Here is a 25,308-nt window from a genome sequence, read left to right on the forward strand (position 1 = left end):
TGCATCGGACATTTAAGGTAAATTGATCGGACATTTGAGGCGGAAAATGGGAGCAAATGTCCGATCGGCGTTTTGATTCTTAACTTTTGATATTACGTATCCTGCTTAAAGTTTTGACGCTGATTTTAAGATATTGGGCTATATGTTGAATTTCTAGTCTATTATAAATGCCTGGGTATGATTTCTCTAGTTTTTTTACCCGGTCATATGCTGGATATCTGAAGTCCGCTAAGTACTGTAGTCGAAGTCGGTCATAATGACCTCTAATGTTTTCAGTTAAAAATTCAACATCTGGAAATTCATTTTTGAGCTCGGTAAAATCTGCAAAACGTATTCCAACGAAGTGCGTATCCTCCATGAGCATAATATAGCTTTGGGATGGCTCCCTGCTGAACAGCCCCGGAGTTGTATAAGGAAAATCCCTTTCAAACCAAAAATTTGTCGTAGTCTCTTCGAGCGTAACTGGATCAACAAACAATTCTATTGCAGCACCTTTATATATAAACAAGCCGGAATCCTGTTTCTGATTGTAACTTAAAACTCGTGTTCCCTTTTTATAGTCGACCTCATATAACTTTTCCTGGACTTTTATTATAAAGCCGGGGGAGATTTGGGGATAGTACTTTTCAAATTCCTCCAATAATATTTTATATGCTTGGTTAGTCATTTCTTCTTCTATCATTTACCTAAAGTAAAAATGCCCTTTGGTAATTTGACCTTCCTATAAATTCATAGTAGTCATTATTTTCTTGAAAAAACTTTCATCGGTTTCACTGTTTAATAAAGTTCATTTTGTTCAATTTGTTCAAGAAATTTCCTTAACAACGGCAATAAACAAAATTTTAATCATCAATTTGCATGACACTTTACTTTGCGAAATGTGTAACATTGGCTTAAAATGGCGCTCTAACAGTCCTCAAACCCCGTTTTAGGGTGACAAAAATAAATTATTTATTTTCTCACTTTATTGTGATATTTACTATAGTTATTGCATGCTGTTGAAATTCAGGTACTTGATAGCCTTTATTTAGTTATCGGCAATGTGCAGTAGGTTAGGAACAAGAAAGGAAAACACAAGTGATTGCTGGATTTATTCAAGCAGATGCCTTTATGAAGGTTATCTCTGAGCTGAAAGAAAATTGTTGCCTGAATGATTCCGAAGGGCGAAAGGGAAAAGCTGTGTTATTTAGCATTTGGTCTGAAATCAGCTGTGACCTGGAATCCAGATTAAAAGAAAAGAGTAGTTTTGGCAAACTAGCCATTGTGGTTAAAATGGCACAAAATTCCCTAACTGACTTTTCAAATGATATCTATCATCTCCATCAGCAATTAGAACCATGTGGTAATCATTGTCGATTAGAGTTACGGGATTGCCTCAAAGAAATAGGACTACTGGTCGTAAAGACTTTGGAGGATTTATTTAATAACTACGCAATCCATTTTAACTTAAATGGCATTCTTCCGCTTTGGTTGGTCTATAATAATAAAGAGGCTATCGCCGTTCATAAAACAATAATTCACAAATTACAGGTCAAACATCTTGAACCTGAACTCATATTGACTTTGGATAGTTACCTGTTTGGTCTTCACAATCCTGAAAACAATAAAGTCAAATGCTGGAGTCAATTCCACTACATGCAACACTTAGTTGAAGAGCTGGTTGTCTTTATTGAGCAATTAAAAGATTGGGAAACAATAAAGCTGATTAAGTTTTTGATTGGGCAAAACTTTAATCCACTACCTTTTTATGAATTTTTCTTAGAATATGCTGTTACTATTGTAAGTCCAGATATGCCCTATGAAGACCAGGAAATGGAATGGTTGGTATTATTGAAAATGACGGATAACATTAGACCTGAGAATAAAACTGGTTTCAATTCTGAAGTGCCGACCATTCTGGAATCAATTTCAGGTTTTATCCATAGGGAACTTGAGATAATTTCCAAAATGAAAGCTGTTATGATACCTTTCCCTTTAGAGAAACGAGGATCAAATTTTTATTTTTCAGTCAGCATAACAATTGAAGAGTTGTTTTTTCTGATTAGAGTAATGCTCGCAGTTCGTTTCATTAAAGTCAGGTACAAAGCAAATCTGTATAGTTTCGTCGCCAACCACATTAAAACAGATCGCTCTAACAATCCTTCTGCTCAATATATGAGAAATGTATTTAGCATGAATAAAGTAGTACCTGCCAGGATCGTAAAAAAAGTACGGTTTTGGCTCGTTGCGATGATCACCTACATCGACACTCATTTTACAAATTGTTTGAAATTTTGGTTTTTTGGAATGTTAACCGTGCCTTACCTATTAGAATTTTTCGATCTATAATTTTTGGTTTGTCGGAATTGTTGTATTTGGGGATAAAGTATCTTAATCGAAAGTGTGATTTTTGCCTTTTTTAAGGAGAAAGTCACACTTTTTTTGTTATAAAAATAAAAATGACGGACTAAAAGTGTCAGGTATAAACGTTGATGTTGCTATGTTCCCATAGGAATAAGCCCCAATGTTACATTTTTGGGATGTCATCTATGTCACTTTTTTAGTGAGTTAATTTATTCCACTTTGATCTTCTTTTTTAAACCTTAAACTTATTATTATGATCAAAGAAATTGCAGAAGAACTCGACAAAATGGAACGTATTGCACTGGAAGAAATTGATAATTCGTCAGATCAATCGATCACAGGCCAAAGGAAATTGCGTGTGCAAACAGCATCTACTTTTCTCTCTTTACTAAAGGAAAAAGTACTTGATTATTTATTTACTTCTCAGGAAGAAGAGATTAACTTTTTTAAGGTGGTTAAGCCTAAATTCAGCAGCCTGGTAATCTTCTACAGCCTTGTTGAACGTTTGGAGATTGATAAACCTGAAGGTGGTGCGCTACATTTAAAGGGATATTATGAAAGTGAACTTAAAACCATCAAGAGGTTTTTCGAAAGTAACAGGCAAATTTACGCCTATTACCGGTCTGAGGACGATTACCTCGATCGCCAATTATTTATTCGTGGGGTTGCTGCGCCAAGATGGTTATGCAAAATTCGTGTGGATCAGGATGAACGGTTTTCTACTGCCGGGGACTATATATATGCCCGAATAATGGCAACAGAACAAATTGCCCGTTATTTGGAAACAGCGATTACAGGTGTTGATTTCCATCCTTTTCAGGGTGATGATATTGATACGACATGGACTGGTGAAAGTATTAACCTCTTGGAAATGGCTTATGGGATTTACCAGACCGCTCAGATCAATAATGGAAAAATAGGTCTTGCTGACTTGGTACGCAAATTTGAGAAAGTCTTTAATGTAAATATTGGCAGACCGTATCGGCGATTTTCGGAAATCAAACAACGTAAAAGGCTTAGTAGAACAAAGTATCTGGATGAAATGGCCAAGTCCATTAATAAAAAGATAGATGACGAGGATGCCTTTCGCCCAAATTCGAAAGATTAAGTCCCCTTGTACCGTCCATTGAACAGATTTATTTATGGGGACTACCTAACAGGTTGTCAATTAAGAATCTGCCACATGACAAAATTTGCTTTAAATCCGGGTAATGGTACTTCGGATTTAAAGCGAAAATTATGTTACAACAATTTACATGGCAACAATTTCTTGTTGCAACCCTGGTACTGACAATCGTCTGGTATATCGGTGTAGTCCTGATCTATTACCCAAAACAATTAAAAGACCTCCTGAATGGAAAGTCTTCACCTGATGAAGAAGATCATCCACTTGATCACAAATGGGACAAAAACGTAGATGTGCTCAGTAATGATGATGAACCTGAGCTTATGGGTAAATCCAAACTTCCTGATGGAATGTCCAAAGTGAGCATTGATGAGGTTTCTTTTGTCAGTGATGATGAAAAGCAGGACAGGCTCGGTCTTGTCAGTGATGTCCTGGAAGAGATCAAGGTAATATTCGGCATCCTTGCCAAAGAAGACGGTAACAAACATGATTTTCTTAACCTGGTAGCTGCTGTCAGGGAGAACTATCCGGGCATAACTTCCGATCCCAATTTACACCGCATTAACGAGTTTATCATTGATCATGCATCCTTTCATATTACCACAAAGGAGCTCGAAGATATCTGGTATTAATGCCTTCGGGTATTCATTTAATCAATCCTCACAATCGCTAATGTAAAATCATATGATCAATTCAAAAAAACAATATTTCGCAAAAACTCTGTTATTGGGCTTTACTATTTGTATATATAACTTAATGTATGCTTTTACCGTATCAGCTCAGAGTGGGAAAGCAGGCATACAAAAGGCCGCAGAAGAAGTAAAAGGATATTTTGATACTGGAGGTACATTAATGTACGCAATCGGAGCAGTGATGGGCATCATTGGTGCAGTTAAGGTTTTTAACAAATGGAACGCTGGAGAACCGGATACCAGCAAGGTGGCAGCCGCATGGTTTGGTTCATGTATTTTCCTTGTCATTGTCATCACAGTCTTGAAATCCTTTTTCGGAGTCTGATCATGGCAAGCGTATATCAAATTAATAAAGGCGTTTCCAAGCCGATAATGTTTAAAGGACTAAAGGCGCAGTACATTGCATATTTAGCCATTGGCCTGGTTTTATTACTTCTTGGTTTTGCAATCGGTTATATTCTAAAGGTTGGGTTGCTTATCCTTATGCCCATAGTTGGCATATTCGGATCAGCACTTTTTTTCTCTGTCTTCCGTCTCAGCCACCGTTTCGGGGAACATGGCTTAATGAAGTTTCTTGCCAAAAGAAACTTACCTACCCACATCCAATTCCGATCACGCAGACTTTTTACCCAACTTAAACACCAATAATATGGTAGAAGCATCAAACATATTTCCGATTTGGAAAGTGGAAAATAACTGTATTCTTTCCACGCACGGCGACATCACTATTGTTTATAAAGCATCTTTGCCTGAGATTTTTACCATTTCTGAACGGGATTACGAAACCTATCACCAGGCATTAACCAGGGCTATTAAACTCCTGCCGCAGCATAGCATTTTTCATAAACAAGATTGGTTTACTGAAACAAATTATAAGGCAGATTTTCAAAAAGACGATCAAAGCTTTTTAACCAAGTCCAGCGAGAAATTCTTTAATGAAAGACCATTCCTGGAGCATGAATGCTTTATCTATTTAACTAAGAAACCAGCAGGAAGAAAACTTTCCAGCTCTGTTTACAGTAATATCTTGCGTAAGACCATTGTGCCTGTTCAAACCATTGATCCTGTTTTGATTGGGGATTTTTTGGATGCCACAGGCCAATTTGAAAGTGTTTTAAAAGATAGTGGGTTTGTGTCCCTACAAAGGCTTTATGACGATGAGCTTGCTGGTACAGCTAATAAAGCGGGCATAATCGAACGTTACTGTTTTTTATTGGGCAAGGAACAAATGCCAGTTATTCGTGATGTTCATATCAAAGATGGCATTCATGTGGGTGATAAAAAAGTAGAAGTCTATTCTCTTTCAGACACCGAAGACCTGCCTGCCTTATGTGGAAGCCGTATCAATTATGATAAGTATTCTACTGATCGTACTAAATTTAGTATCGGTTTTGCCAGTCCATTGGGGGCGCTACTAAACTGTAATCATATCCTTAACCAATATGTGTTTATCGAAGATGCGCAGAAAACTATTAAACGATTGGAGTCAAAAAAACTAAGACTTCAATCCTTATCAGCCTATTCGCGGGAAAATTCGATCAACCGTGACGCTACGAATGACTTTTTAAATGAAGCTATTGCTTCGGGTAGATTGCCTGTAAAAGCTCATTTTAATGTGATGGCTTGGTCTGACAATCCGGCAAAGGCAAAGGACTTAAAAAATCTTGTCTCTTCAGCAATGGCTCAAATGGATGCAGTTGCAAAACAGGAAACGGACGGACAGCCACAAATATGGTTTGCAGGATTACCAGGAAATGAAGCGGATTTTCCCATGAATGATACATTCGACACGTTTTTAGAACAATCTACCTGCTTCTTTAATCTGGAAACCAACTACAGATCATCAGTTAGTCAATATGGTATTCGGTTTGGTGATCGCCTAACCGGGAATCCTATAAACGTTGATATCAGTAATGAGCCGTTCGATCTTGGTTGGATAAATAATAGATCAAAATTCTGCCTTGGCGCAAGCGGTTCTGGAAAGAGTTTTCTGCTCAATCATATGCTTAGAAGTTATTATGAACAAGGTTCTCACGTAGTGGTGATGGACATTGGACACAGCTACAGGGGGCTATGTGAACTAGTAGGAGGGTGCTATTTTACTTATACAGAGGAAGATCCGATAAAATTTAACCCTTTCTATCTGGCAGACGGGGACATGATGGATACAGAGAAACGGGAGAGCATTAAAACACTTCTCTTGGCACTGTGGAAAAAAGATGATGAACCTTATCGCCGTTCTGAATATGTCGCCATATCCAATGCCTTAACTCTTTATTTAGCCCATTTAGAAAAGAACCCAGATGTATTCCCCTGCTTCAATAGCTTCTATGAGTACTTAATGTTCGAATATATGAAGGTGTTGGAGAACGGAAAAGTTAAAGAGAAAGATTTTGACATTGGTAATTTCTTGTATGTTCTCAATCCTTACTATAAAGGTGGTGAATTTGATTATTTACTGAATGCAACCGAGAACTTGGATATGCTCCATGAAAGATTCATAGTCTTTGAACTGGACAATTTGAAGGATCATCCCATTTTATTTGGCGTGACCGTTATGGTCATTATGGAGCTTGTGATCTCCAAGATGCGTAAGCTTAAAGGTATTCGCAAAATAATGCTCATCGAGGAATGTTGGAAAGCAATCATAAAACCCGGAACTGCTGAGTATATCCGCTATTTATTCAAAACCATGCGGAAGTTCTATGGAGAACCAATTGTGGTAACTCAGGAGATTGAAGATATCATCAGTTCGCCAATTGTGAAAAATACAATCATTAATAATAGTGATTGTAAAATCTTACTGGATCAAAGTAAATACGAGAACAAATTTGAGATTATCCAAGAGTTACTTGGCTTAACCGACAAGGAAAAAGCACAGGTATTATCCCTCAATAAAGCCAATGATCCTGCCCGGAAGTATAAGGAGGTTTTTATCTCGTTGGGTAACGGCCATTCAAAAGTCTACCGCACTGAAGTTTCTATTGAAGAATATCTAGCCTACAGTACCGAAGAAAGAGAAAAACTACTGGTACATGAATATGCTGCAAAGTATGGGGGCATCCTAAAAGGAATAGGGATTCTAGCCCAGGAGATTAGGGATGGAAAACGTATTTAATTACTAAAATCAGATTTATCAGATCTTAATGAACAGATGCTGACTCGTCTGTCAGCATACATATAAAAACAAAATTGATAACCATGAAAATTATAAAACTTATGAAGAAGTATATGGTCATCCTACCTATCAGTACAATGACATTATTTGTTGCTTTGCCGCAAAATGCAGATGCCCAAATAGCGGTTGTTGAAGTGATTAAGGCCGGAGTAAAAAAAGTAATTAAAGCAGTTGATCTTAAAATTCAGCGCTTGCAGAATCAAACTATTTGGCTTCAAAATGCCCAAAAGGTGTTAGAAAACCAACTTTCCAAATTAAAACTAACTGAGATCGCAGACTGGACGACAAAACAGAAAAACCTTTACAGTGAGTACTACGACGAGCTTTGGAAGATTAAATCTTCTATCGCTTATTATAAAAGGATCAAAGACCTCACTCAGAAACAGATTGCGATTGTGGACGAGTATAAGTGGGCATGGAACCTCTTCCGGCAGGATAAGCATTTTAATGCCGAGGAATTGAATCATATGGAAAAGGTGTATTCCGGTATACTGGACGAAAGTATCAAAAACCTAGATCAGATATTGATGGTAATCAGCTCATTCAAAACTCAGATGTCTGATGCTGAAAGACTCGAAGTCATCAATAGGGCAGCCGATCAGATGGACGATAATTACAACGACCTTAAACAGTTTAATACTGGAAATATAACCTTAAGCATTCAGCGAGCTACCTCGTTGGACGAAACCGCTCAATTAAAAGAAATATATGGAATTGAAAAATAACCTCTGGAAAATCTCAGTTTCAGTTGCCCTTATCATACTGATTACTGTTCAATTAGTCCAAGGCCAGACCTTTGGCGAGTTTTTTAACCAGAAAAAGACACAAAAGAGATATCTCTTGGAACAGATAGCCGCATTACAAGTTTATATAGGCTACGCTAAAAAGGGGTATGATATTGCCAGTTCGGGGCTTCAAACGGTCAGGGACATTACCGGCGGTGAGTTTAACCTGCATTCTGCTTTCATTAACTCTCTAAAATTGGTCAGCCCTGCCGTTCGTAAAAATTACAAAGTCGTTGAAATAATCGACTATCAGATCCGTATCAGTAAAGCCTTTGCATCGGTAAAATATAATGAGCTACTCTCTATTCCTAATCAATCCTACGTTAGCGATGTTCAGGCTCAGGTAATACTAGATTGTGGAAATGATCTGGAAGAACTGCTTTTGATCATTACTTCCGGTAAGATAAAAATGAGGGATGAAGAAAGATTAAAGCGGCTGGATAAATTATATGATTCTATGATAGACAAATATGCCTTTACAATGGATTTTGTAGGACAGATAGGTACACTTATCCGGCAATCAGAACAACAACAATTATGGATCAATCAGCTCAGGAGGAATTATGAAATCAATTAAATCCAATCTCAAAATGGTGCTTGTTATGATCTTTTGTGTGATCGGATCACAAGGCCGTGCACAATCTACAGAGGTACAACAACTTCTTTTGAACGTAGAAAAATTAAGCCAGCTAAAAAATATCCTCAGTGATATGAAAAAGGGATATTCTATTGTTTCAGGTGGTTATAACGCCATTAGAAATATTTCTCAGGGTAACTTCTCTTTACACGAAGTTTTTCTTGACGGGTTAATGCTGGTAAGCCCCGAAGTGAAAAAATACCGTAGGGTAGTCGATATTATAACCTATCAAAAGCGTATTCTTTCAGAATATAAGAATGCTTTCAGGCAGTTTAAAAGCACTAATAATTTCAACCCCTTGGAAATTGAGTATTTGGGTAGGGTTTATAAGCAACTATTTGATCAGAGCATGGAAAATCTTGATCAACTGACAATGATCATCACCTCTTCAAAATTAAGAATGAGTGATGATGAACGTCTGCGAGCAATCGATAAAATATTTTTAGATACCGAAGACAAGCTCATTTTCTTGCGAAATTTCAATAGCCAGGCACTTTCACTTTCGCTTCAGCGCGAATCTCAAAGAAAAGACATTGCCGGGACTCTGGATTTATACCCTTAAATCTAACATTATGAAAAACAAAATAGTCTTTACAGTTGTGATCATATCACTTTTATTGCCTTTCAGCTCAATGGCTCAGGGAGTAGGTGAATATGTAGGCGGTTTACAAAAAGTCTTAGATGGGGTTTATTATGAAATGATCCCACTTTGTTCCGATCTTACCTCTATGGCTAGAGGAATAGCTGGATTTGGTGCCATCTTTTTTATTGGTAACCGTGTTTGGCGCAACATTGCAAATGCCGAGGCAATAGACTTTTATCCTTTAATGCGTCCTTTCGCTCTTGGTCTTGCTATTCTTCTTTATCCGTCAGTTCTTGGTGTAATGAATGGGATACTTAATCCTACAATCTCAGCTACAGCTTCTATGGTAGAAAAGAGCGATGTTACTATAAAAGCTCTCTTAAAGCGAAAAGAACTCGAATTGAAAAAAACCGATAAATGGAAGTTTCTTGTTGGCGAAGATGGATTTGGAGATCGGAAAGAATGGTACAAATATACCCATCCCGATGACAAGAAGGGGGACAAAGAGGGTTGGTTAGCTTCTATTGGGAATAATATGCGGTTTTGGCTTGATAAGCAAGATTACAAAATGCGGCAAGGATTTAAGACTTTTTTAAGTGAAGTTTTACAGGTGGTTTATTATGCAGCCTCGCTTTGCCTGAATACGATCCGGACTTTTATGCTCATTGTCCTTGCCATTCTCGGCCCATTTGTATTAGGGTTTTCGGTCTTTGATGGCCTCAACCATTCACTTTCTGTGTGGATTGCCAGATACATCAATATTTTCTTATGGCTGCCTATAGCTAACATCTTTGGAGCCATCTTAGGCAAAATACAGCAAAATATGATCCGGCTGGATATCGCTGAAGTACAAAAATCTGGCGATACGTCTTTCAGTAGTGCAGATACAGCTTACCTGGTGTTTCTGATCATTGGAATTGCCGGATATCTATGTGTCCCAACTGTAGCCAATTTCATTATACATGCAGGGGGTGGAAACTCCATTCTAACCAAGGTCAATTCAATGGCAGGTACATCTTTAAATATGGGGCAGGGTGTCAGTGCAATAAGTTTAGCGGGCGCCAGTGCTGGAGCAGGGATGATCGTTGACCGTTTTGACGATGCAAGGAGAAATCTAGCTAATGGAATGGCCGAAGCATCAGGCCAGGATTACTTTAAAGACAAACTTTCAGGCAAATAACTAAATCCAAATTATGTTCAGCCAATTCAAGAATATCGACACTGCTTTCAAGCACATTAAAAGATTCAGTATCTTTTTAATAATTGCAAATGCAATTACTATCTGCTTTACCATTTATAACAATAACCGAATAATTGATAAAGCATATCAAAGGATATTTGTATTGTATAATGGTAAAGTACTCGAAGCAGTAGCTTCAGATAGAAAGAGCAACCTACCAGTCGAGCTGCGGGATCACGTCAAGACATTTCATCATTATTTTTTTGATCTAAGTCCCGACGATAAAGCAATCCGGGCATCGATCAATAAATCCCTTTACTTAGCCGATGAATCAGCTAAAAAGCAGTATGACAATTTGCGGGAATCTGGTTATTATAATAATCTCGTTTCTGCTAACATTAGCCAGGAAATTACACCGGATAGCATCAAACTGGATGTAAACGTATATCCCTATCAATTTACTTGTTATGCCACTCAAAAGTTAATCAGATCTAGCAGTACAACGCTTCGTAAGCTAGTAACCCAAGGTTTTATTGACGATATCAAAAATCAGACGGATGACAATCCACACGGATTTCTAATCCGAAATTGGGAGATTCTGGAAAACATGGACTTACCCCCTAAACTTTAATTTATGAAATTTTTTAAAAGAACTAAACGGGCTGTACAACAGAACTTGCTTAGTGAACAAATTTCTAACAAGGTGCTTGGTAAGCAGCGGCAATGGGCTGATTTTTTAAACAGTAAGACCAGCATGTTAAGCAGCAAGACCCTTTTATTCGCTTTGATCATATTCATAGCAGCATTCGGTTCTTATTGCCTCTATCTTATTGTCAGTGCTTTTCATTAATAAATTTTTAACCATAAAAAAGCTATATGGAAACTAAAAAACGAATGACCACAGGAAAAATATTACTATTTCTCCCGGTTTTGATTATCCCTTTACTTGCTTTTACATTTTCCTACCTCGGCGGTGGTAAAAGTGCTTTTGGCTTCAACCAGCAGACATCTAAAGCTGGTCTGAATACTAATTTACCAGATGCAAATATCAACAAGGATCAGCCAAAAGATAAAATGGACTTCTACGACTTAGCAGATAACGATTCTTCTGGTTATAATAAATCTGGTAGTATTCAGGACGTTGGAGGACGCTTGGGATTTACCGCTGAATCAACCCAGCCGCAGACTAAAGAAATTAATGCAAAACTCGAAGCATTGAACAAAGAAATTAATAAGCCTGTAGAAACTGGTTACAAATCGAGTTCATTTCAGCAAGGTGTACAGGGATCATCGATTAAAAATGATGTTGATCGGTTGGAAAACCTAATGAAGACTATGCAGGATAATAAAACCGAAGATCCTGAAATGACTCAGCTTAATGGACTGATGCAAAATATACTGGATATTCAGCATCCTGAGCGTATTCAGCAGAAATACAAAAATCAGCCTGTAGTAATTGACAGTGTCTTTAAAGCAATTCCAGCGACAATTGCCGACAATAAAAAAGTAGTACAAGGCGCTACCGTTAAAGTAATTCTACAAGACACGATGCGTATAAACGGTATGTTGATCCCAAAAGGTCATGCACTTTTTGGGGCTTGCCAAATTGTTAACCAGCGTTTATTATTGGATATCAAGCTGATCAGGTTAGGTACTTCTATTATCCCAGTAAACCTTTCTGTATATAGCTTAGACGGGATGATTGGTATTGATGCCCCTGAAGCGATGTTTGGCGATGCACTTAATAGTGGTACTGATAATGCTATTCGTGGGATGGGCTTTGGTTTTGATCAAACACTCGTTACCCAAGTCGCTGGTGCTGGAATAGAAGCGGCAAAAGGTTTGGTGAGTAAGAAGTTACGAAATGTAAAGGTTAAACTTCAAGCAGGCAGAGCCATCCTTTTACGTAATAACGATTTGAAAGTACGATAAATGGCCAGCCAAATCAACCGGGCTGAGCAGCTCTGGAAAAATTGGGAAGAATACCAAAAAGCAATTGCTGAACTCACTGGAATAACTGACAATAAAGACACGCTAATGTTTAAATACGATTTCCTCACAAAAGGAGCCTACCGTATAAGCATAAATCCTTCCGATAAAGAGAAGTTGTTTTTGAAGGTCATTAAAACTGTGACGTCTAATCTTCAGAGGAAGCTATACCCCAACTTGATCGTTAGACTTCTTGTTCGTGCCAAATCTTTATTAATTGACAAACCAGGTCATCTAAGGCTGTTCGAGAAAAATAGTGCTGAAAATCTGGAGTACTTACAGGCGGAATTGAAAAAGGCCGGACTCAGTTCATTCACGGGTAAACTGGATAACAAACTAGATTTTGAGAGCCCTAAAATTGATGTCGAATCCTTAAACAAATTAAATGACAACAGTAAGTTAAAGGTTAACATCCATTTAGAAAAAGACAGATTTGGTAGTTATCACTACAATGGCTTTACGGCAACTTTGATACCTGAAAATGGGGAATCCATCACCTGCAAGATACCTATTGAAAATAACATCAGTGTCATTGAAGCAGTTAATTTATTGCAGGGCAGACCTGTTTATAAGGACTATGAAAACTCGGATGGTACTATAAGTCAGCGTTGGGTTCAAGTTGATACTAAGGAGAAAACAATTAACGGGGAAAGCCAGTTGATTAGCTATTCTCCTTTATATGATTTTGATCTGAAAAAAGAAATCATCGCGCATGCGGACAAACTCAATTGTTTTGGGTTAACCAAGGAAAGCATCCGCAAGGGCTTAGAACAGGGGAGTACAATAGCATTTGAAATTCCAGATAAAGGTAAATTTTATCTGAATGCTGATCCTGCTCATAAAACTTTGAATTTCTTCGACCAGGATAAAAAACCAATCAGCTTTACTTCAATAGTCGAGAAAATTAAAGAGCCAGAAAAACAAGCTCAAAATAAATTTAAGCTACTCATCAAATTACAGGACATCTCACCAAGGCAAAGCCTTGCGATGATCCGTTAAATCAATTTTAACATAAAAAGATATGAATTTAAACAATTTGGAAAACCTCAAAGAGGAGTTAAGAAAGTTAGGTTTCAGTGAAATGCTAGTTTCTGACATGGAAGAAAAAATGAAAACTGGTTTACCGGAATTTAAGTTAAAAGAAGGCATCCATATTACCGAAAAAGGGTATGTGACCTTTGACCTTCCCTTTAAACAATCTAGCCAGTCCGATTATTATTTTTTGAATAAATATGATATTTCCTTTCACAAAGGTCAACCGCTGGAGGAGGGTAAGAGCTTCTTTGTAACATTGCCGGAAAAGGACGGAAAGCAACAATTTAAAAAGGTAGGCGATCGGGCAGATGCTATAGCCCTTTTTAAAGAACAAGAAGGGAATAGTAAATTATCCATGGGCGAAACTTTTCAAAAAAGCTCGTTACTTGCCAGTATGGAAAAAGGTAAAATTAATTTTATTGATAAGACATTCGCTACCGCTTTTCGTACTCCGCCAATTACCGAGACTATCCGTGTAGACAGGGGCAAAGGTTTCACAAAAGAACAATCTGCTAATTTAATTCAGGGAAGGGCCATTTATCGGGATGATATGCTTGATGCCAGTAGGGGTGAAACGTATAAAGCATGGATCAAATTTGATATGGAATCCGGGAAAAAAAATGGGCACTATCAATTTTCTGCATGGCGAGATCCAAATTATGGTTTTGATCTTAGTAAAAAACTTGATGAATTTAATATTAAAGAACTTGAAAAACCAGAAAACCGGAAAGAGCTGGAAGATTCTTTGAAACAAGGAAACCGGGCTTTGGTGACCGTGGAAAAAGAAGGTAAAGCCATCAAAGTCTTTATTGAGCCTGTACCCAGGTTTTATAATCTAAACTTTTTCTCAGAATCAGGTACATATGAAAAGCGTGAGAAATTCCTTAAAGAACCTGTAGACCTTAAAGCTGATTTAACAGCTAAAAACCTATCTAAGAATAAAGAACACGATAAAGCGATGAGTATCGGCCGTTAAAGTTGGAGCCGATCTGATTAAACGAAATTGTTATAATTATTGACCCATTTAAATTTACAAGCATGGAAAATTTCAGAGCATTAAAAGAATTGGTATTATCCTTAGAAAAGGATGCTAACGCTTTCTTTACAAAAGGCAACAAGACAGCAGGCACTAGGTTACGTATTGCTTTACAAAAGAGTAAAACTTTAGCACAGGACATTAGAAATGAAGTTTCTGCCAAAAAAAACTCCAAATAACCAAACACTTATCATTTATGGCCTGACTGGAAACAGTCAGGCTTTTTTATTTACCGCTCATTCTCCTTCCCCTTTTTTCATTTCACAAATTCGATCATCCTTAGTTCTCTTCACTGTTTGCAATGAAATTGATCTTGCAACATAGCGTGTTTCCATTGCGCTGTTTTCTTTTCCCGGTTAATTAAGCTCGTCTTAAGCGCTTTAAGTCCAGGGAAAATTTCCCCCAACCTTTTGAGATACAAAGGTCTGAACAATACCTCATTTCTAAAAGATTGAACCCTTCGGGTTTGCAAAAAAAAATCTTCCTCTCCTTCGGAGAGCGTATTTTTTTCTGACAAATTCTTGTAGAAATGGGGTATTGATTAAGGCGCGGGTGATAACAAAAGGCCAGGAGGCTACCGCCGACTGATTTTTCTAACCCGTAGTACCATGAATACAAAAAAAGGCAGAAGCCCCCCACAGAAAAACACCGAGCTGATACAGCTCCCGCAAATTTTACCTCCTTAACCAGGCAAATCAATCATTTTTTTATCAATCATTTTTAAAAATATTATCATGAAAACTACAGCAAAAAACACCGCAACAACAGGAAAAGTAAACAATGATGCCGTTACCGAAAAAACAGCCATTCGCCCTTCCTTGTCATCGAAAGAAAGTGCAATTGTACCTAACAAAGATTTTGACAATGTAGAGAACCCTCAAAATCCACTGATGGTTATAGTTGAAGAACAGCAAAAAAAACAAGATGACCAGGTAGCGAATAATACCGAAGTTCCTAAAGAAACATCTAAAGTAGAGCTCAAAGAGGATATGCAGGAGAGTAAACCCGTACGTAATTTAGATTCTACTGTAGAACTGGTTTTAAATCTAAACCGCCGGATCAGTCAACGGGGCAAATTGATAGAAACCATTGATAACCTGAAAGCCTTTGAAATCATACAACAGGATGATGCAGAAGAAACCGGAACCAATCATTTTCAGGGTTGTGAATTGACAATAAAAGACGATGATGGCCGGAAATTTACAACAAAAAACTCCTTTATAATTCGTGCTGTAGCAACAACTGTTTACGATTTGTGCACTGAAAAATTGGGCGAAATTGAGAGCGAAATCTTTATTCCCGCTTAGTTATTTACCGCCCTTGCAGGGTGCAGGGGCGTTACTTCATTCATTTAAATTTCCTGATTATGAAAAAGTACACTTTGTTTTTAGTTGTTCGCGTTGAAGTCGAAACCACGGCAGATAACCTGTTTAAAGCTATTACAGAACTGGAAAGCCAAACGAGCTATAAAATTGGAAGTACTGAAAATGTAAAGGTTTTGGAAACTCAGATTCTTGAAACGGTAATCCCTAATTCTTAAAGTTATGAAATGGTTTAATGAATGTAAGACACTTGACGAGGTCAAAGCAACTTATAAAAAGTTAGCTAAACAGCACCACCCGGATTTAGGTGGCGATACAGTAACTATGCAGGAGATCAACAAAGAATATGCTTTTGCGTGTGCGAAGGTAATTAAGGGTGCTAATTTTTCGGATGAAAAAACGGAACAGGAAATTAAATTTTCTGAGGAATACCGTGTGGCCCTTGAAAAGGTCATTCATTTGGAGGATGTCAATATTGAATTGGTGGGCTTTTGGATTTGGGTCACTGGAAATACGTATCCAGTGAAAGCTATCCTAAAAGATGCGGGTTTTTTCTTTGCTTCCAAAAAATTAGCGTGGTACTTCCGTACTGGAGAATATCAGGTTTCTAGCCGTGGCGAGAAATCTCTTGATGAAATCCGCTCAAAATATGGCTCTGAGGTCTTAAAAGCTGATAAACGTCGAAAAATAGCTAATGTTTAACCGGGGGAGCAATCCCCCATAAAATCTATTATTATGAGATTTATATCCGAAAGCCCTGAATCTAGATATAGCATTATAAGCTATAACGGACTAAATATATTCTTAAATACGAATGATTTTTTTAATGAATCAATTCAAAAAGCTCATGACTTTTGCGCGCTCCATAGTTATGCTAAGACAAGGGCAAACGCTGTTTATTTTTTGCGAGGCACAACAAAACAGGTTGATTATGATAAAGTTTTAGTTGGAATCTTGGAAGCTGAAACCTTGCCAATTCAATTAAATGAGATTGTTCATTGTCTAACATTTTGGAATCAAGAAGGGGAGGACTGTTTTCAGATGAATGGTAAGGATGGTCAAACTTACTCTGAATTTATACTAAAGTGTATACTGTCAGATTGCCAGGTATTTGTTGAGCCTTATTCCGAGCTATTTATAACAGGTAGAGGTGGGGATCATGTTTGGGTGAGTCATAAAGATCGTGACCAGCGCATCTTGATCATTCACTTTTAATCTTTTAAAATCCTATTATCATGAAAGCATTAAATGAATATACCAATACAGATAAAGCCAAATTATTGCATGGATTTTTTCCACAGGAAATTCCTAAACTACTAAACGCCATCGAAACGTTTTATGCTGACTTCAGGTTTTGAAGATTATTCAAATGAACATACCTCAAAAATTGTTAAACGTGCAAACCGAAATATATCTAAAAAAAAAATTGTCAACGGGATAATTAAGGTTTTAAGAATTGAAGGTTTCTAAAGAATAAAAGGCACATTTAAGATCCAGGAAGGGAGTGCCGCTAGAAACCTATAATAATTGAAACTATTTCGAATAAATAAGCTTATTACATTGCATGAAAAGTTTATTATATCCTTTAAAGTTCGATCCTATTTATCAGTATCGTTTATGGGGTGGTAGAAAATTAGAAAGTCTGCTTTCTAAACCATTGCCAAATGACGAACCTATCGGTGAGGCTTGGATACTAAGTGATCGAAAGGATCATGCCAGTAAAGTTTCTGAAGGGCCATTACGTGATTATACGATTACTCAGCTAATGAAGGAGTATCCTGATGAGATAATGGGGAACTTAAAGGATCAATTTGACCGATTTCCTTTGGTGCTGAAATTTTTAGATTGTAAAGAAGTATTGTCAGTACAGGTACACCCTTCAGACGATCAGAAAAAATATATTCCCCACGGAGATACAGGGGAAAACAGAAGCCTGGGTAGTTTTAGAAACTGCTAAAGACAGCCTTATTTATGCTGGGTTAAAATCCGGGACTAACGAGCAGAATTTGCGGAAGGCGGTGCAAGCCAATTCTGTAGACGAGCGACTGCATAGTTTCATACCTAAGCCGGGCGATAGTATATTTATCCATTCAGGTACCGTACATACCCTTCGGGGGGCTGTTGTTTTTGAGGTGCAGGAAAATAGTGATGTTACTTTCCGTCTGTATGACTGGGATCGTACTGATGCTAAAACTGGTAAGCATCGGGATCTTCAGATAAATGAAGCCCTTGCCTGTATTGACTTTAACCAGGTCAATATCGGCCCTGTAATTCCTGTGGAAATAGAAAATAACTCCAAAACTGAAAAAATATTCGATGATGAGCACTTTATCTTGTGGCGTAAAAAAAATGATTCTTCCTTTACCGTAGGATGTGAAAATGAACCAAGAATTTTAGTTTGCATCGAAGGCGCTGGGAAACTGCATTATAAGGAAAATGATTTTAGTATAAATAAAGGCGATGTGATGTTGTTGCCAGCACTATTAGGGCAATGTAATTTGCAGCCTGACAATGAAATCACGTTGCTGGAAATAGCAATACCTGCTAAAGATTTGCCACTAAATGAATCTCAATGAAAAAATTAATTGTATTTGATCTGGACGGAACACTAGCTGAAAGTAAAGCAGCTATCGATCATGAAATGGCGAAGCTATTTCATGATTTATTGACAGTAACCCGGGTCGCTATCATATCCGGTGGTACCTGGACTCAATTTGAAAAACAGGTGATTGCTCATCTGCCAGCAGAAAGTGACCTTTCTAAATTGTCAATCTTACCAACCTGTGGTACTAAGTTTTACAGTTATGAAAAAAGTAAATGGAAAATACTTTATGCTGAAAATTTTAGTGATGCCCAAAAACAGAAAATAGAAACTTCATTAAAAAATGCTGTTGAACGTTCTGGTTTTAAATCAGAAAAAACATGGGGTGATCAAATAGAAGACCGGGACAGCCAGATTACTTTTTCTGCCTTGGGACAACAGGCACCTCTTGTTCCTAAAAAAGCCTGGGACCCTGATTTCAAAAAAAGAAAAAAAATAAAGACCCTACTTGAAAAGTTAATACCGGAGTTTGCGATCAACCTGGGTGGTGCTACTTCTATAGATGTTACCCAGCCGGGTATAGATAAAGCTTATGGGATACATAAACTGGAAGAAGTGCTTAAGATCGATATTGCGGATATGCTATTTATCGGCGATGCATTATTTGAAGGTGGAAACGATCATCCGGTCAAAACTACTGGTGCGGACTGTATTCAGGTAGGTGGCCCTGAAGATACTAAAATTATTATTCGGAAAATCATCGCCAGCCAAATTAACTCATGGAAACACTAAAATTGAAACGACTGGGTACTATCATGGAACCCGATATGAATAATCCTATGGAGGCGGGCGGCGTTTTGAATCCGGCTGCAGCGAGGGGAAAGGATGGGAATTTATACTTGTTTCCCCGAATTGCTACCAAAGAGAATTACTCGAGGATTGGCATTGTTAAAGTTTTATTCAATGAGGATGGGGACCCAATAGGAGTGGAACGCCTGGGAATTGCAATGGAGCCGGAAGCGGATTATGAAAAACGGCCAAATGGTGGAGGCGGTTGCGAAGATCCTCGTGTGACCTATGTGGAACATTTACAGCGCTACATTATGACATATACAGCGTTTTCACCTGATGGTCCCAGGATTGCTATGGCGCAATCGCAAGACTTGTTAACCTGGGAGCGGCTTGGACTTGCTACTTATAAACCTTACGAAAATATTAGATTCGATAACATTAATAATAAAGATGCCAGTGTTTTCCCTATGCAAATACCAAGTCCACATGGACACCGTGCTTTGGGTATGCTGCACCGACCACTTTTTCCAGGTACGTCGCCGGAAGAAAAAGCGGCGCATCCCTGGGATAAAGTCGTGGATCAACACCACGAAAGTATTTGGTTATCTTATTGCCACATACATCCGGAAAAACAGGGGACTGAAAAATGGCACCCAGCTGAATTTACTTCTCACCGGCCTATCGCTGTTCCTGTATTTGACTGGGAAAAAATAAAAATAGGTTCTGGTACACCGCCAGTGATGACAAGGTTCGGCTGGATGTTTATCTATCATGGCGTACAGGCAAGTCCTCAGTCAACGCCTGAGAAACAACAATTGATCTATTCGGCCGGAGTAATGTTTTTATCGGCAGATGATCCTTACGATATTGTGTTCAGATCATTTGAACCAATATTGGTGCCGACCCTTCCGGAAGAAAAAGTCGGGACCATTGCTGATGTTGTTTTTCCAACTGGAATAGATCAGCGAAATGATATTGATATGCCAGACCGCTATGATGTATATTATGGCATGGCCGATAACAGGATAGGGGTCGCGCGACTGGATCTTCCCAAAAGTTTGTTCACCGAACCTGATTAATAGAAGAAGTGCTAGCTTTGGCATATTGAAATAACATTGGGTTTATTAACGGTTCATTATAAATTATTGATTATCTTTATGGATAACAGTCACATATGAGTTTTCGCTTTAGGCATTCTCTTGATTAATTGGTCATTGGATATTAGAGTTACTCGGATTGTTTATCTCTATTGTTCGAGTATAAAGTGCTGCAAGATTTGATGAGGATTTCTTTCTTCTGTTATAAAATATTATTTACAAAAAATAAGATTATGAATACATTTGATAGCCTCTCACAGAAAGAACAACAAGAATTTTTAAAGTTTCCTGTATATATTTCCTTACTTGCGGCAAACAAGGACGGTGAAACTGATGAAAAGGAAAAACAAGTGGCGATAGCATTCGATCACATGAAAACTTACAGCTGTAACCCAACACTTGCTGATTTTTATAGTAAGGCGGATAAAGCCTTCGAGAAAAGCATCATAGAACTTGACAATGAATTGCCACAAGGGGAACAGGAGCGAGAAACAGCAATAAAAGCTGCACTTACAAAACTTGAAAAACTATTGTTGAAATTTGATGAAACATATCGTGCAACGATGCACCAAAGCATGAGATCATTCACTGAGCATGTTTCAGCAGCTCATTTTGATGCATTGGAAAATTTAATATTTCCTATACCTATAAAAGGTCTTACTTACTAGAAATAGTCTCTGGTGTTAGTCACACAGTGGCAGACTATTTTTGAGTTATTTAAGTTGGTGTATAGAACCTGAGGGAATAGCTACTACTTAATAGTCTGATTTCTTCAAGGCTTCAAATCCTGAAACCACATCAAAAAGTTCTTCGTCAATCATACTCTGGCGCAAGCTCTGGAATTTCTTACCAAGGCTGTCCAACATATCACCGATGCTTTTTTCCGCCCGTTGCATGGCTTCCAGGCGGCTTGTGTTTTCAGCGGCCAAAGACTCTGCACAAGCCCTAAAAACCGAAACAAATAAATAGGCGCTGATGAGTGCTGTTAGGGTGTCTACCGAATTTCCGGTAATTTCAGGTATATTATTTGTTGGCCATTTTGTCTTCATGACCTCCTGTACCCAGTGCTCGTCAAGCGGTAACAAACGTTGCATTATAACCTCGTATCCAGCGCCAGTTTTAGGCTGGTTATGAAACACGTAAAATTGCTTTATTCTGCCGGTTTCACGTGTTGTTTCAATGTCAATTAGTATATTCTGGATAAGTGGTGTAACCGCATCTATCGAACCTGGAACGGCATAAGATTTTGTAATATGGAGGCCTGTATCAGCCAAAATTGCCTGCACACGTTCTCCGATCACCCAAATTTCTTTTTCGCCGGTAATCGCCTGCAACGATTGTGATACATATCTAGAGATCAGGTCGTTAAATTGTCCAACCAAGCCCAGGTCAGATCCAAAAACAATAGCGCAAACAACCTGACCATTGGATTTTTGGAATACTGGTCTTTCAATTACCGTTTGAATCTTTTCTGCTATGAGGTACGCCTTGATCCCCAATGTTACAGTATGATAGTAATCTCCGAGCGACTTTACTGCCAATTCGTATTGCGTTATCCTGGAAGCTGCCATTGCTTTCATAGCCTTTACCACCGATTTTATGTCTTTTGCACCTTCCAGTTTTTGGTTTAAATCTTCTAAAGTATCCATTACTTTGGGGTTTAATCAGATTCGGCCTTTTTCACAAAAGGAGCTAATAAATCGCCTGCTATCTTCAAGATCAGATCATGATCTGTATCGTTTAAATGTTCGTCGGCAAATAGTCGTTTGAGTAACTCAGTGGGAAACTGATCCATACTTTTTAGAATATTAGCTTCTGCATCCTTTACCTGATCAACAGTTACATCATCAAAAAGACCGTTTGTTAATGCAAGCAATACAACTATTTGTTGCGAGACCGTTAATGGATGAAGCTCGTTTTGCTTAAGGCAAGCTCGGATACGTTCTCCGTGATCAATTGTTTTTTTTGTATTTTCGTCTAAATGGGTGCCAAACCTCGAAAAGTTTTCCAATTCTTCAAATTGAGCATATTGTAGTTTAAGATTTACAATGGATTTATAAGCAGGTAATTGTGCATTAGAACCTACACGTGAAACAGATCTGCCTACATCAACTGCCGGTAAAATACCGGCTTCGAATAATTTAGGGGAAAGATAGATCTGACCATCTGTAATAGAGATCAGGTTGGTTGGAATATAAGCAGAAATATTTTGTGCTTCCGTTTCAATGATTGGCAGAGCTGTTAACGATCCCCCTTTTAATTTATCACTTAGATGGGTGGATCTTTCCAATAACCTGGAATGAATGTAAAAAATATCTCCCGGAAAAGCTTCCCTGCCAGGGGGCCTGCGCAACAACAATGAAAGCTCCCGGTAGGCGCGTGCATGATGTGTCAGATCATCATAGACAATGAGTACATTGTGACCCTCTTCCATAAAATGCTCGGCAATGCTGGTCGCTGCATAAGGTGCGATGTATTTTAATCCAGCTGTGCTATTGCCTTCAGCAACCATAACAACGGTATAAGCCATGGCTCCCTTTTCTTCGAGGTTAGCAATTACCTTGGCAACGGCCGCAGCTCGCTGCCCGATAGCACAATACACGCACAGTACATCTTTCCCCTGTTGATTAAGTATGGTATCAATGGCAATTTGTGTTTTACCGGTTTGCCGGTCGCCAACTATCAGTTCGCGTTGACCCCGGCCAATTGGGATCAATGCGTCAATAACTTTTATACCCGTTTGTAATGGAGCATTTACAGCCATACGGTCCATAATTGCAGGTGCAGGCCTTTCAATAGGTAGTCTTTTGCTGGTTGGTATAGTACCTTTACCATCAATAGGTATGCCCATTGGGTCTATCACCCGGCCGATCAGGTGATCACCTACCGGGATATCCATTACTCTCCCAGTACGTTCCACTTCGTCACCTGCATTCAACAGCGTATCTTCTCCAAGTAGTATCACACCGATCTCTTCTTCATCCAGGTTATAGGCTATGCCGTAAAGGTTCTCTGAAAATTTTAGCAGTTCTTCAAAGCCAGCTCCATCAAGCCCGGAAACTTTTACAATTCCCGTAGCTACACTTGTAACAGAACCGACCTCTCGGGGTGTAAAAGCGAATACATGTTCTTCGATCCTTTTGCCAAGTTGTTCGAATGTATGGGTTATATTATTTTTTAAGGAAGTTGGTGGCATATCGTTATTTTTTAATCGCTTTGATAGATTTTTTTGAACTGGAAGTAATGCTTTTTTCGAGTGAATTTATATAAGCCGCGAAGTTCCAGGAGAGTTTATAACCCTTTGCAACTAATTCGATTCCACTGATTATTTTCGGGTCAATTTCAAAGGCATACTTAACATCATGGCCAAGTAATCCAGTGATAGCCATTTTGATGCTTTTTTGTTCTTTTTCAGGAAGCTCGAATGCACTTTTTACAGATAATGGTGCAGAATCTGAATGAAAAGCATCAACAAATTTGATTTTGTCCTTTTCTGTTATTGCTTTAATTTTCCTGATAAAAACATGAACGGATTGCTCCTCCAGGTTAGTGGTTGCAAGTTCGGAAAGGGCTTTTTTCGTGATCGACAAAACTTCTTCCTGTGTCTTTTTTAACAGTTGATTAGTTAAACTCTCCTGCATTTCCCTGGATGCATCATCCAGCTTACTTCTTACTTCTGCCGCCTCGGTCTTCGCGGCATCGATTAACTTTTGGCGCTCATTTTCAGCTTCGGTAGTTGCCTCGTCCATTAGTTTCTTTTTGTGATGGTCAAATGCGTTATTTTTCTTCTGAAATTCATCCTGCTCACTTTTTGCTTCCGCCATTTTACTTTTTGCGTCCGCAAGCTCAACCGCTATTTTCGTTTCGCGTTCATCAATAGCTTGCAGAATTGGCTTGTAAAGATATTTCTTCATCAGCCAGACTAAAATCAGAAAATTGATGATCTGCGCTATTACTGTGAACCAGTTAATTTGCATGATGTGATTATTTAGCGATGATGTGTGTCCAGAACGGATTTGCGAATATCAATATCATAGATACCACGAAACAATAAATAGCCGTTGATTCGATCATCGCCAGTCCGACGAATAAGGTTCTTGTTATTGTTGGTGCAGCATCAGGCTGCTGGGCGATTGAACCCAATGCGGTAGCAACCGCTTTGCCCTCGCTCAAAGCGGGAAACATACAGCCGATACCCGTTGTAAATCCTGCAGTAATAATTGAAGCTATTGCTATTGATGATACATTATCCATTTTTTATCCTCCTTTAATTGGTGTTTTGATGTATTAATTTTTTCTTCCTGACGCTTTCCTGTACAGCCGCTGCAATATAAACCGTGGCCAGGATGCTGAATATATAGGCATGTACCATTCCCGTAAGTAGCCCGAGCGCTTTCATTACGATCGGTATAAATAATGGTGATATGCTCAACAAAATGGCAATAATCATCCCACCACTCATGATATTGCCAAACAGTCTGATGGCTAATGCCAAGGTTCGCGATAGTTCACTGATGATATTAAAAGGCAGCATAATAAAGGTCGGCTTGATATAGGTCTTCAGGTAGGCAACGAAACCCCCTTTTTGAATTCCAAAAAATGGAACTGCCAGAAATACAGTAATCGCTAATGCAGCTGTGGTTGACAGCGATCCGGTGGGCGGTTCATACCAGGGCAGGATGATCCAAAGGTTGCACATTGCTATAAATAGAAATAAAGTGCCTATAAAGCCAATATATTGGTCCGGGTTTCCCAGGCCTACTTCCTGTATCTGATCTTTTATCCCAGTCACGATCATTTCCAGCATACATTGCCAGCGGGAAATTTTATACGTAGTTTTCAGTTTACGTGTAACCAGCCTTGCCCCGATAATCATAAATAACATGATGCCCCAGGTAGTGACTATGGTGAGGTTAATGGTGATAAAGCCATGGCTCCAGAAGACAGTTTGATCCGGTGTTAAATTCATGG

32 protein-coding genes are annotated in these 25,308 nt (G+C 38.5%); 26 read left to right on the plus strand and 6 right to left on the minus strand.

Features of this window, described 5'->3' with window-relative positions; all coding sequences use genetic code 11:
• Positions 1-79 precede the first annotated feature (79 nt).
• Entirely contained in the window at positions 80-682 is a 603-nt protein-coding gene (locus tag ABIB30_RS19930) for a Crp/Fnr family transcriptional regulator (RefSeq protein ID WP_354304796.1), read from the minus strand.
• A gap of 395 nt (positions 683-1,077) precedes the next feature.
• Here ABIB30_RS19930 and ABIB30_RS19935 point away from each other — a divergent pair, with 395 nt between their 5' ends.
• The 26 genes from ABIB30_RS19935 to ABIB30_RS20060 all read left to right on the plus strand — a co-directional run bounded on the left by ABIB30_RS19935 (position 1,078) and on the right by ABIB30_RS20060 (position 21,005).
• On the plus strand, positions 1,078-2,328 hold the full coding sequence (locus ABIB30_RS19935) for a hypothetical protein (protein ID WP_354304797.1): 1,251 nt from the start codon (positions 1,078-1,080) through the stop codon (positions 2,326-2,328).
• Positions 2,329-2,596: 268 nt separating this feature from the next.
• Complete coding sequence (locus tag ABIB30_RS19940) at positions 2,597-3,451, plus strand: RteC domain-containing protein (RefSeq protein ID WP_354304798.1); 855 nt, start codon at positions 2,597-2,599, stop codon at positions 3,449-3,451.
• A 131-nt stretch (positions 3,452-3,582) separates the two neighbouring features.
• Entirely contained in the window at positions 3,583-4,101 is a 519-nt protein-coding gene (locus ABIB30_RS19945; RefSeq protein WP_354304799.1) for a hypothetical protein, read from the plus strand.
• Positions 4,102-4,153: 52 nt separating this feature from the next.
• Positions 4,154-4,486: a DUF4134 domain-containing protein gene (locus ABIB30_RS19950; protein WP_354304800.1), complete on the plus strand. Its 333-nt coding sequence runs from the start codon at positions 4,154-4,156 to the stop codon at positions 4,484-4,486.
• A gap of 2 nt (positions 4,487-4,488) precedes the next feature.
• Complete coding sequence (locus ABIB30_RS19955) at positions 4,489-4,809, plus strand: DUF4133 domain-containing protein (RefSeq protein ID WP_354304801.1); 321 nt, start codon at positions 4,489-4,491, stop codon at positions 4,807-4,809.
• A 1-nt stretch (position 4,810) separates the two neighbouring features.
• Entirely contained in the window at positions 4,811-7,279 is a 2,469-nt protein-coding gene (locus ABIB30_RS19960; RefSeq protein ID WP_354304802.1) for a TraG family conjugative transposon ATPase, read from the plus strand.
• A gap of 101 nt (positions 7,280-7,380) precedes the next feature.
• Entirely contained in the window at positions 7,381-8,064 is a 684-nt protein-coding gene (locus ABIB30_RS19965) for a conjugal transfer protein TraI (RefSeq protein WP_354304803.1), read from the plus strand.
• Positions 8,048-8,701, plus strand: coding sequence for a hypothetical protein (locus ABIB30_RS19970; RefSeq protein ID WP_354304804.1), 654 nt, complete (start codon positions 8,048-8,050; stop codon positions 8,699-8,701). The genes ABIB30_RS19965 and ABIB30_RS19970 overlap by 17 nt, the downstream gene beginning before the upstream one ends.
• The gene (locus ABIB30_RS19975) at positions 8,688-9,323 is read left to right on the plus strand and encodes a TerB family tellurite resistance protein (RefSeq protein ID WP_354304805.1); all 636 of its coding nucleotides are present in this window, start codon (positions 8,688-8,690) and stop codon (positions 9,321-9,323) included. Before ABIB30_RS19970 ends, ABIB30_RS19975 begins: the two co-directional genes overlap by 14 nt.
• 10 nt (positions 9,324-9,333) lie before the next feature.
• Positions 9,334-10,524 (plus strand): conjugative transposon protein TraJ, encoded by a 1,191-nt coding sequence (gene traJ / locus ABIB30_RS19980; protein ID WP_354304806.1) that lies wholly within the window; start codon positions 9,334-9,336, stop codon positions 10,522-10,524.
• Between the two features lie 13 nt (positions 10,525-10,537).
• Positions 10,538-11,155, plus strand: coding sequence for a conjugative transposon protein TraK (traK, locus tag ABIB30_RS19985; RefSeq protein ID WP_354304807.1), 618 nt, complete (start codon positions 10,538-10,540; stop codon positions 11,153-11,155).
• 3 nt (positions 11,156-11,158) lie between these two features.
• Positions 11,159-11,374, plus strand: coding sequence for a hypothetical protein (locus tag ABIB30_RS19990; protein WP_354304808.1), 216 nt, complete (start codon positions 11,159-11,161; stop codon positions 11,372-11,374).
• Between the two features lie 26 nt (positions 11,375-11,400).
• Positions 11,401-12,456: a conjugative transposon protein TraM gene (traM, locus tag ABIB30_RS19995; protein ID WP_354304809.1), complete on the plus strand. Its 1,056-nt coding sequence runs from the start codon at positions 11,401-11,403 to the stop codon at positions 12,454-12,456.
• Positions 12,457-13,512: a hypothetical protein gene (locus ABIB30_RS20000; RefSeq protein WP_354304810.1), complete on the plus strand. Its 1,056-nt coding sequence runs from the start codon at positions 12,457-12,459 to the stop codon at positions 13,510-13,512.
• A gap of 22 nt (positions 13,513-13,534) precedes the next feature.
• Positions 13,535-14,524, plus strand: coding sequence for a hypothetical protein (locus tag ABIB30_RS20005; protein WP_354304811.1), 990 nt, complete (start codon positions 13,535-13,537; stop codon positions 14,522-14,524).
• Positions 14,525-14,586: 62 nt separating this feature from the next.
• Positions 14,587-14,763 (plus strand): BF3379 family histone-like protein, encoded by a 177-nt coding sequence (locus tag ABIB30_RS20010; protein ID WP_354304812.1) that lies wholly within the window; start codon positions 14,587-14,589, stop codon positions 14,761-14,763.
• A gap of 555 nt (positions 14,764-15,318) precedes the next feature.
• Positions 15,319-15,891 carry a hypothetical protein gene (locus ABIB30_RS20015; protein WP_354304813.1) on the plus strand — a complete coding sequence of 191 codons (573 nt, stop codon included), beginning with the start codon at positions 15,319-15,321 and terminating at the stop codon, positions 15,889-15,891.
• A 59-nt stretch (positions 15,892-15,950) separates the two neighbouring features.
• Positions 15,951-16,124 carry a hypothetical protein gene (locus ABIB30_RS20020; RefSeq protein ID WP_157262347.1) on the plus strand — a complete coding sequence of 58 codons (174 nt, stop codon included), beginning with the start codon at positions 15,951-15,953 and terminating at the stop codon, positions 16,122-16,124.
• Positions 16,125-16,128: 4 nt separating this feature from the next.
• A complete protein-coding gene (locus tag ABIB30_RS20025) occupies positions 16,129-16,608 on the plus strand; it encodes a J domain-containing protein (protein ID WP_354304814.1) in 480 nt (159 codons plus the stop codon).
• 33 nt (positions 16,609-16,641) lie between these two features.
• Entirely contained in the window at positions 16,642-17,121 is a 480-nt protein-coding gene (locus ABIB30_RS20030; protein WP_354304815.1) for a hypothetical protein, read from the plus strand.
• A 20-nt stretch (positions 17,122-17,141) separates the two neighbouring features.
• Entirely contained in the window at positions 17,142-17,264 is a 123-nt protein-coding gene (locus ABIB30_RS20035) for a hypothetical protein (RefSeq protein WP_354304816.1), read from the plus strand.
• A gap of 206 nt (positions 17,265-17,470) precedes the next feature.
• On the plus strand, positions 17,471-17,863 hold the full coding sequence (locus ABIB30_RS20040) for a type I phosphomannose isomerase catalytic subunit (protein ID WP_354304817.1): 393 nt from the start codon (positions 17,471-17,473) through the stop codon (positions 17,861-17,863).
• 61 nt (positions 17,864-17,924) lie between these two features.
• A complete protein-coding gene (locus tag ABIB30_RS20045; protein WP_354304818.1) occupies positions 17,925-18,482 on the plus strand; it encodes a hypothetical protein in 558 nt (185 codons plus the stop codon).
• Positions 18,479-19,240, plus strand: coding sequence for an HAD-IIB family hydrolase (locus ABIB30_RS20050; RefSeq protein ID WP_354304819.1), 762 nt, complete (start codon positions 18,479-18,481; stop codon positions 19,238-19,240). The genes ABIB30_RS20045 and ABIB30_RS20050 overlap by 4 nt, the downstream gene beginning before the upstream one ends.
• The gene (locus ABIB30_RS20055; RefSeq protein ID WP_354304820.1) at positions 19,228-20,319 is read left to right on the plus strand and encodes a glycoside hydrolase family 130 protein; all 1,092 of its coding nucleotides are present in this window, start codon (positions 19,228-19,230) and stop codon (positions 20,317-20,319) included. The genes ABIB30_RS20050 and ABIB30_RS20055 overlap by 13 nt, the downstream gene beginning before the upstream one ends.
• 251 nt (positions 20,320-20,570) lie before the next feature.
• Positions 20,571-21,005, plus strand: coding sequence for a hypothetical protein (locus ABIB30_RS20060; RefSeq protein WP_354304821.1), 435 nt, complete (start codon positions 20,571-20,573; stop codon positions 21,003-21,005).
• 87 nt (positions 21,006-21,092) lie between these two features.
• Here ABIB30_RS20060 and ABIB30_RS20065 read toward each other — a convergent pair whose 3' ends face one another.
• From ABIB30_RS20065 to ABIB30_RS20085, 5 genes are read right to left on the minus strand one after another with little or no spacing between them, the layout of a single operon-like run.
• Entirely contained in the window at positions 21,093-21,986 is an 894-nt protein-coding gene (locus ABIB30_RS20065) for a F0F1 ATP synthase subunit gamma (RefSeq protein WP_354304822.1), read from the minus strand.
• A gap of 11 nt (positions 21,987-21,997) precedes the next feature.
• The gene (locus tag ABIB30_RS20070; RefSeq protein ID WP_354304823.1) at positions 21,998-23,533 is read right to left on the minus strand and encodes an alternate F1F0 ATPase, F1 subunit alpha; all 1,536 of its coding nucleotides are present in this window, start codon (positions 23,531-23,533) and stop codon (positions 21,998-22,000) included.
• Between the two features lie 4 nt (positions 23,534-23,537).
• Complete coding sequence (locus ABIB30_RS20075) at positions 23,538-24,314, minus strand: F0F1 ATP synthase subunit B family protein (protein WP_354304824.1); 777 nt, start codon at positions 24,312-24,314, stop codon at positions 23,538-23,540.
• A 7-nt stretch (positions 24,315-24,321) separates the two neighbouring features.
• Positions 24,322-24,591, minus strand: a complete 270-nt coding sequence (locus ABIB30_RS20080; protein WP_354304825.1) for a F0F1 ATP synthase subunit C — start codon at positions 24,589-24,591, stop codon at positions 24,322-24,324.
• A 13-nt stretch (positions 24,592-24,604) separates the two neighbouring features.
• The gene (locus tag ABIB30_RS20085) at positions 24,605-25,306 is read right to left on the minus strand and encodes a F0F1 ATP synthase subunit A (protein WP_354304826.1); all 702 of its coding nucleotides are present in this window, start codon (positions 25,304-25,306) and stop codon (positions 24,605-24,607) included.
• Positions 25,307-25,308 lie beyond the last annotated feature (2 nt).

It is taken from the genome of Pedobacter sp. UYP1 (assembly GCF_040547305.1).
GTDB lineage: Bacteria > Bacteroidota > Bacteroidia > Sphingobacteriales > Sphingobacteriaceae > Pedobacter.

Coding starts and splice junctions, on each gene's coding strand:
- ABIB30_RS19975 (WP_354304805.1), top strand. CDS start 8,688: ATGAAATCAATTAAATCCAATCTCAAAATGGTGCTTGTTATGATCTTT.
- ABIB30_RS20010 (WP_354304812.1), top strand. CDS start 14,587: ATGGAAAATTTCAGAGCATTAAAAGAATTGGTATTATCCTTAGAAAAG.
- ABIB30_RS20050 (WP_354304819.1), top strand. CDS start 18,479: ATGAAAAAATTAATTGTATTTGATCTGGACGGAACACTAGCTGAAAGT.
- ABIB30_RS19950 (WP_354304800.1), top strand. CDS start 4,154: ATGATCAATTCAAAAAAACAATATTTCGCAAAAACTCTGTTATTGGGC.
- ABIB30_RS20030 (WP_354304815.1), top strand. CDS start 16,642: ATGAGATTTATATCCGAAAGCCCTGAATCTAGATATAGCATTATAAGC.
- ABIB30_RS20070 (WP_354304823.1), bottom strand. CDS start 23,533: ATGCCACCAACTTCCTTAAAAAATAATATAACCCATACATTCGAACAA.
- ABIB30_RS20080 (WP_354304825.1), bottom strand. CDS start 24,591: ATGGATAATGTATCATCAATAGCAATAGCTTCAATTATTACTGCAGGA.
- traK (WP_354304807.1), top strand. CDS start 10,538: ATGTTCAGCCAATTCAAGAATATCGACACTGCTTTCAAGCACATTAAA.
- traM (WP_354304809.1), top strand. CDS start 11,401: ATGGAAACTAAAAAACGAATGACCACAGGAAAAATATTACTATTTCTC.
- ABIB30_RS20040 (WP_354304817.1), top strand. CDS start 17,471: ATGAAAAGTTTATTATATCCTTTAAAGTTCGATCCTATTTATCAGTAT.
- ABIB30_RS20035 (WP_354304816.1), top strand. CDS start 17,142: ATGAAAGCATTAAATGAATATACCAATACAGATAAAGCCAAATTATTG.
- ABIB30_RS19955 (WP_354304801.1), top strand. CDS start 4,489: ATGGCAAGCGTATATCAAATTAATAAAGGCGTTTCCAAGCCGATAATG.
- ABIB30_RS19930 (WP_354304796.1), bottom strand. CDS start 682: ATGATAGAAGAAGAAATGACTAACCAAGCATATAAAATATTATTGGAG.
- ABIB30_RS19940 (WP_354304798.1), top strand. CDS start 2,597: ATGATCAAAGAAATTGCAGAAGAACTCGACAAAATGGAACGTATTGCA.
- ABIB30_RS20025 (WP_354304814.1), top strand. CDS start 16,129: ATGAAATGGTTTAATGAATGTAAGACACTTGACGAGGTCAAAGCAACT.
- ABIB30_RS20005 (WP_354304811.1), top strand. CDS start 13,535: ATGAATTTAAACAATTTGGAAAACCTCAAAGAGGAGTTAAGAAAGTTA.
- ABIB30_RS19970 (WP_354304804.1), top strand. CDS start 8,048: ATGGAATTGAAAAATAACCTCTGGAAAATCTCAGTTTCAGTTGCCCTT.
- ABIB30_RS20020 (WP_157262347.1), top strand. CDS start 15,951: ATGAAAAAGTACACTTTGTTTTTAGTTGTTCGCGTTGAAGTCGAAACC.
- ABIB30_RS20085 (WP_354304826.1), bottom strand. CDS start 25,306: ATGAATTTAACACCGGATCAAACTGTCTTCTGGAGCCATGGCTTTATC.
- ABIB30_RS19945 (WP_354304799.1), top strand. CDS start 3,583: ATGTTACAACAATTTACATGGCAACAATTTCTTGTTGCAACCCTGGTA.
- traJ (WP_354304806.1), top strand. CDS start 9,334: ATGAAAAACAAAATAGTCTTTACAGTTGTGATCATATCACTTTTATTG.
- ABIB30_RS19965 (WP_354304803.1), top strand. CDS start 7,381: ATGAAGAAGTATATGGTCATCCTACCTATCAGTACAATGACATTATTT.
- ABIB30_RS20015 (WP_354304813.1), top strand. CDS start 15,319: ATGAAAACTACAGCAAAAAACACCGCAACAACAGGAAAAGTAAACAAT.
- ABIB30_RS20055 (WP_354304820.1), top strand. CDS start 19,228: ATGGAAACACTAAAATTGAAACGACTGGGTACTATCATGGAACCCGAT.
- ABIB30_RS20060 (WP_354304821.1), top strand. CDS start 20,571: ATGAATACATTTGATAGCCTCTCACAGAAAGAACAACAAGAATTTTTA.
- ABIB30_RS20075 (WP_354304824.1), bottom strand. CDS start 24,314: ATGCAAATTAACTGGTTCACAGTAATAGCGCAGATCATCAATTTTCTG.
- ABIB30_RS20000 (WP_354304810.1), top strand. CDS start 12,457: ATGGCCAGCCAAATCAACCGGGCTGAGCAGCTCTGGAAAAATTGGGAA.
- ABIB30_RS19960 (WP_354304802.1), top strand. CDS start 4,811: ATGGTAGAAGCATCAAACATATTTCCGATTTGGAAAGTGGAAAATAAC.
- ABIB30_RS19990 (WP_354304808.1), top strand. CDS start 11,159: ATGAAATTTTTTAAAAGAACTAAACGGGCTGTACAACAGAACTTGCTT.
- ABIB30_RS20065 (WP_354304822.1), bottom strand. CDS start 21,986: ATGGATACTTTAGAAGATTTAAACCAAAAACTGGAAGGTGCAAAAGAC.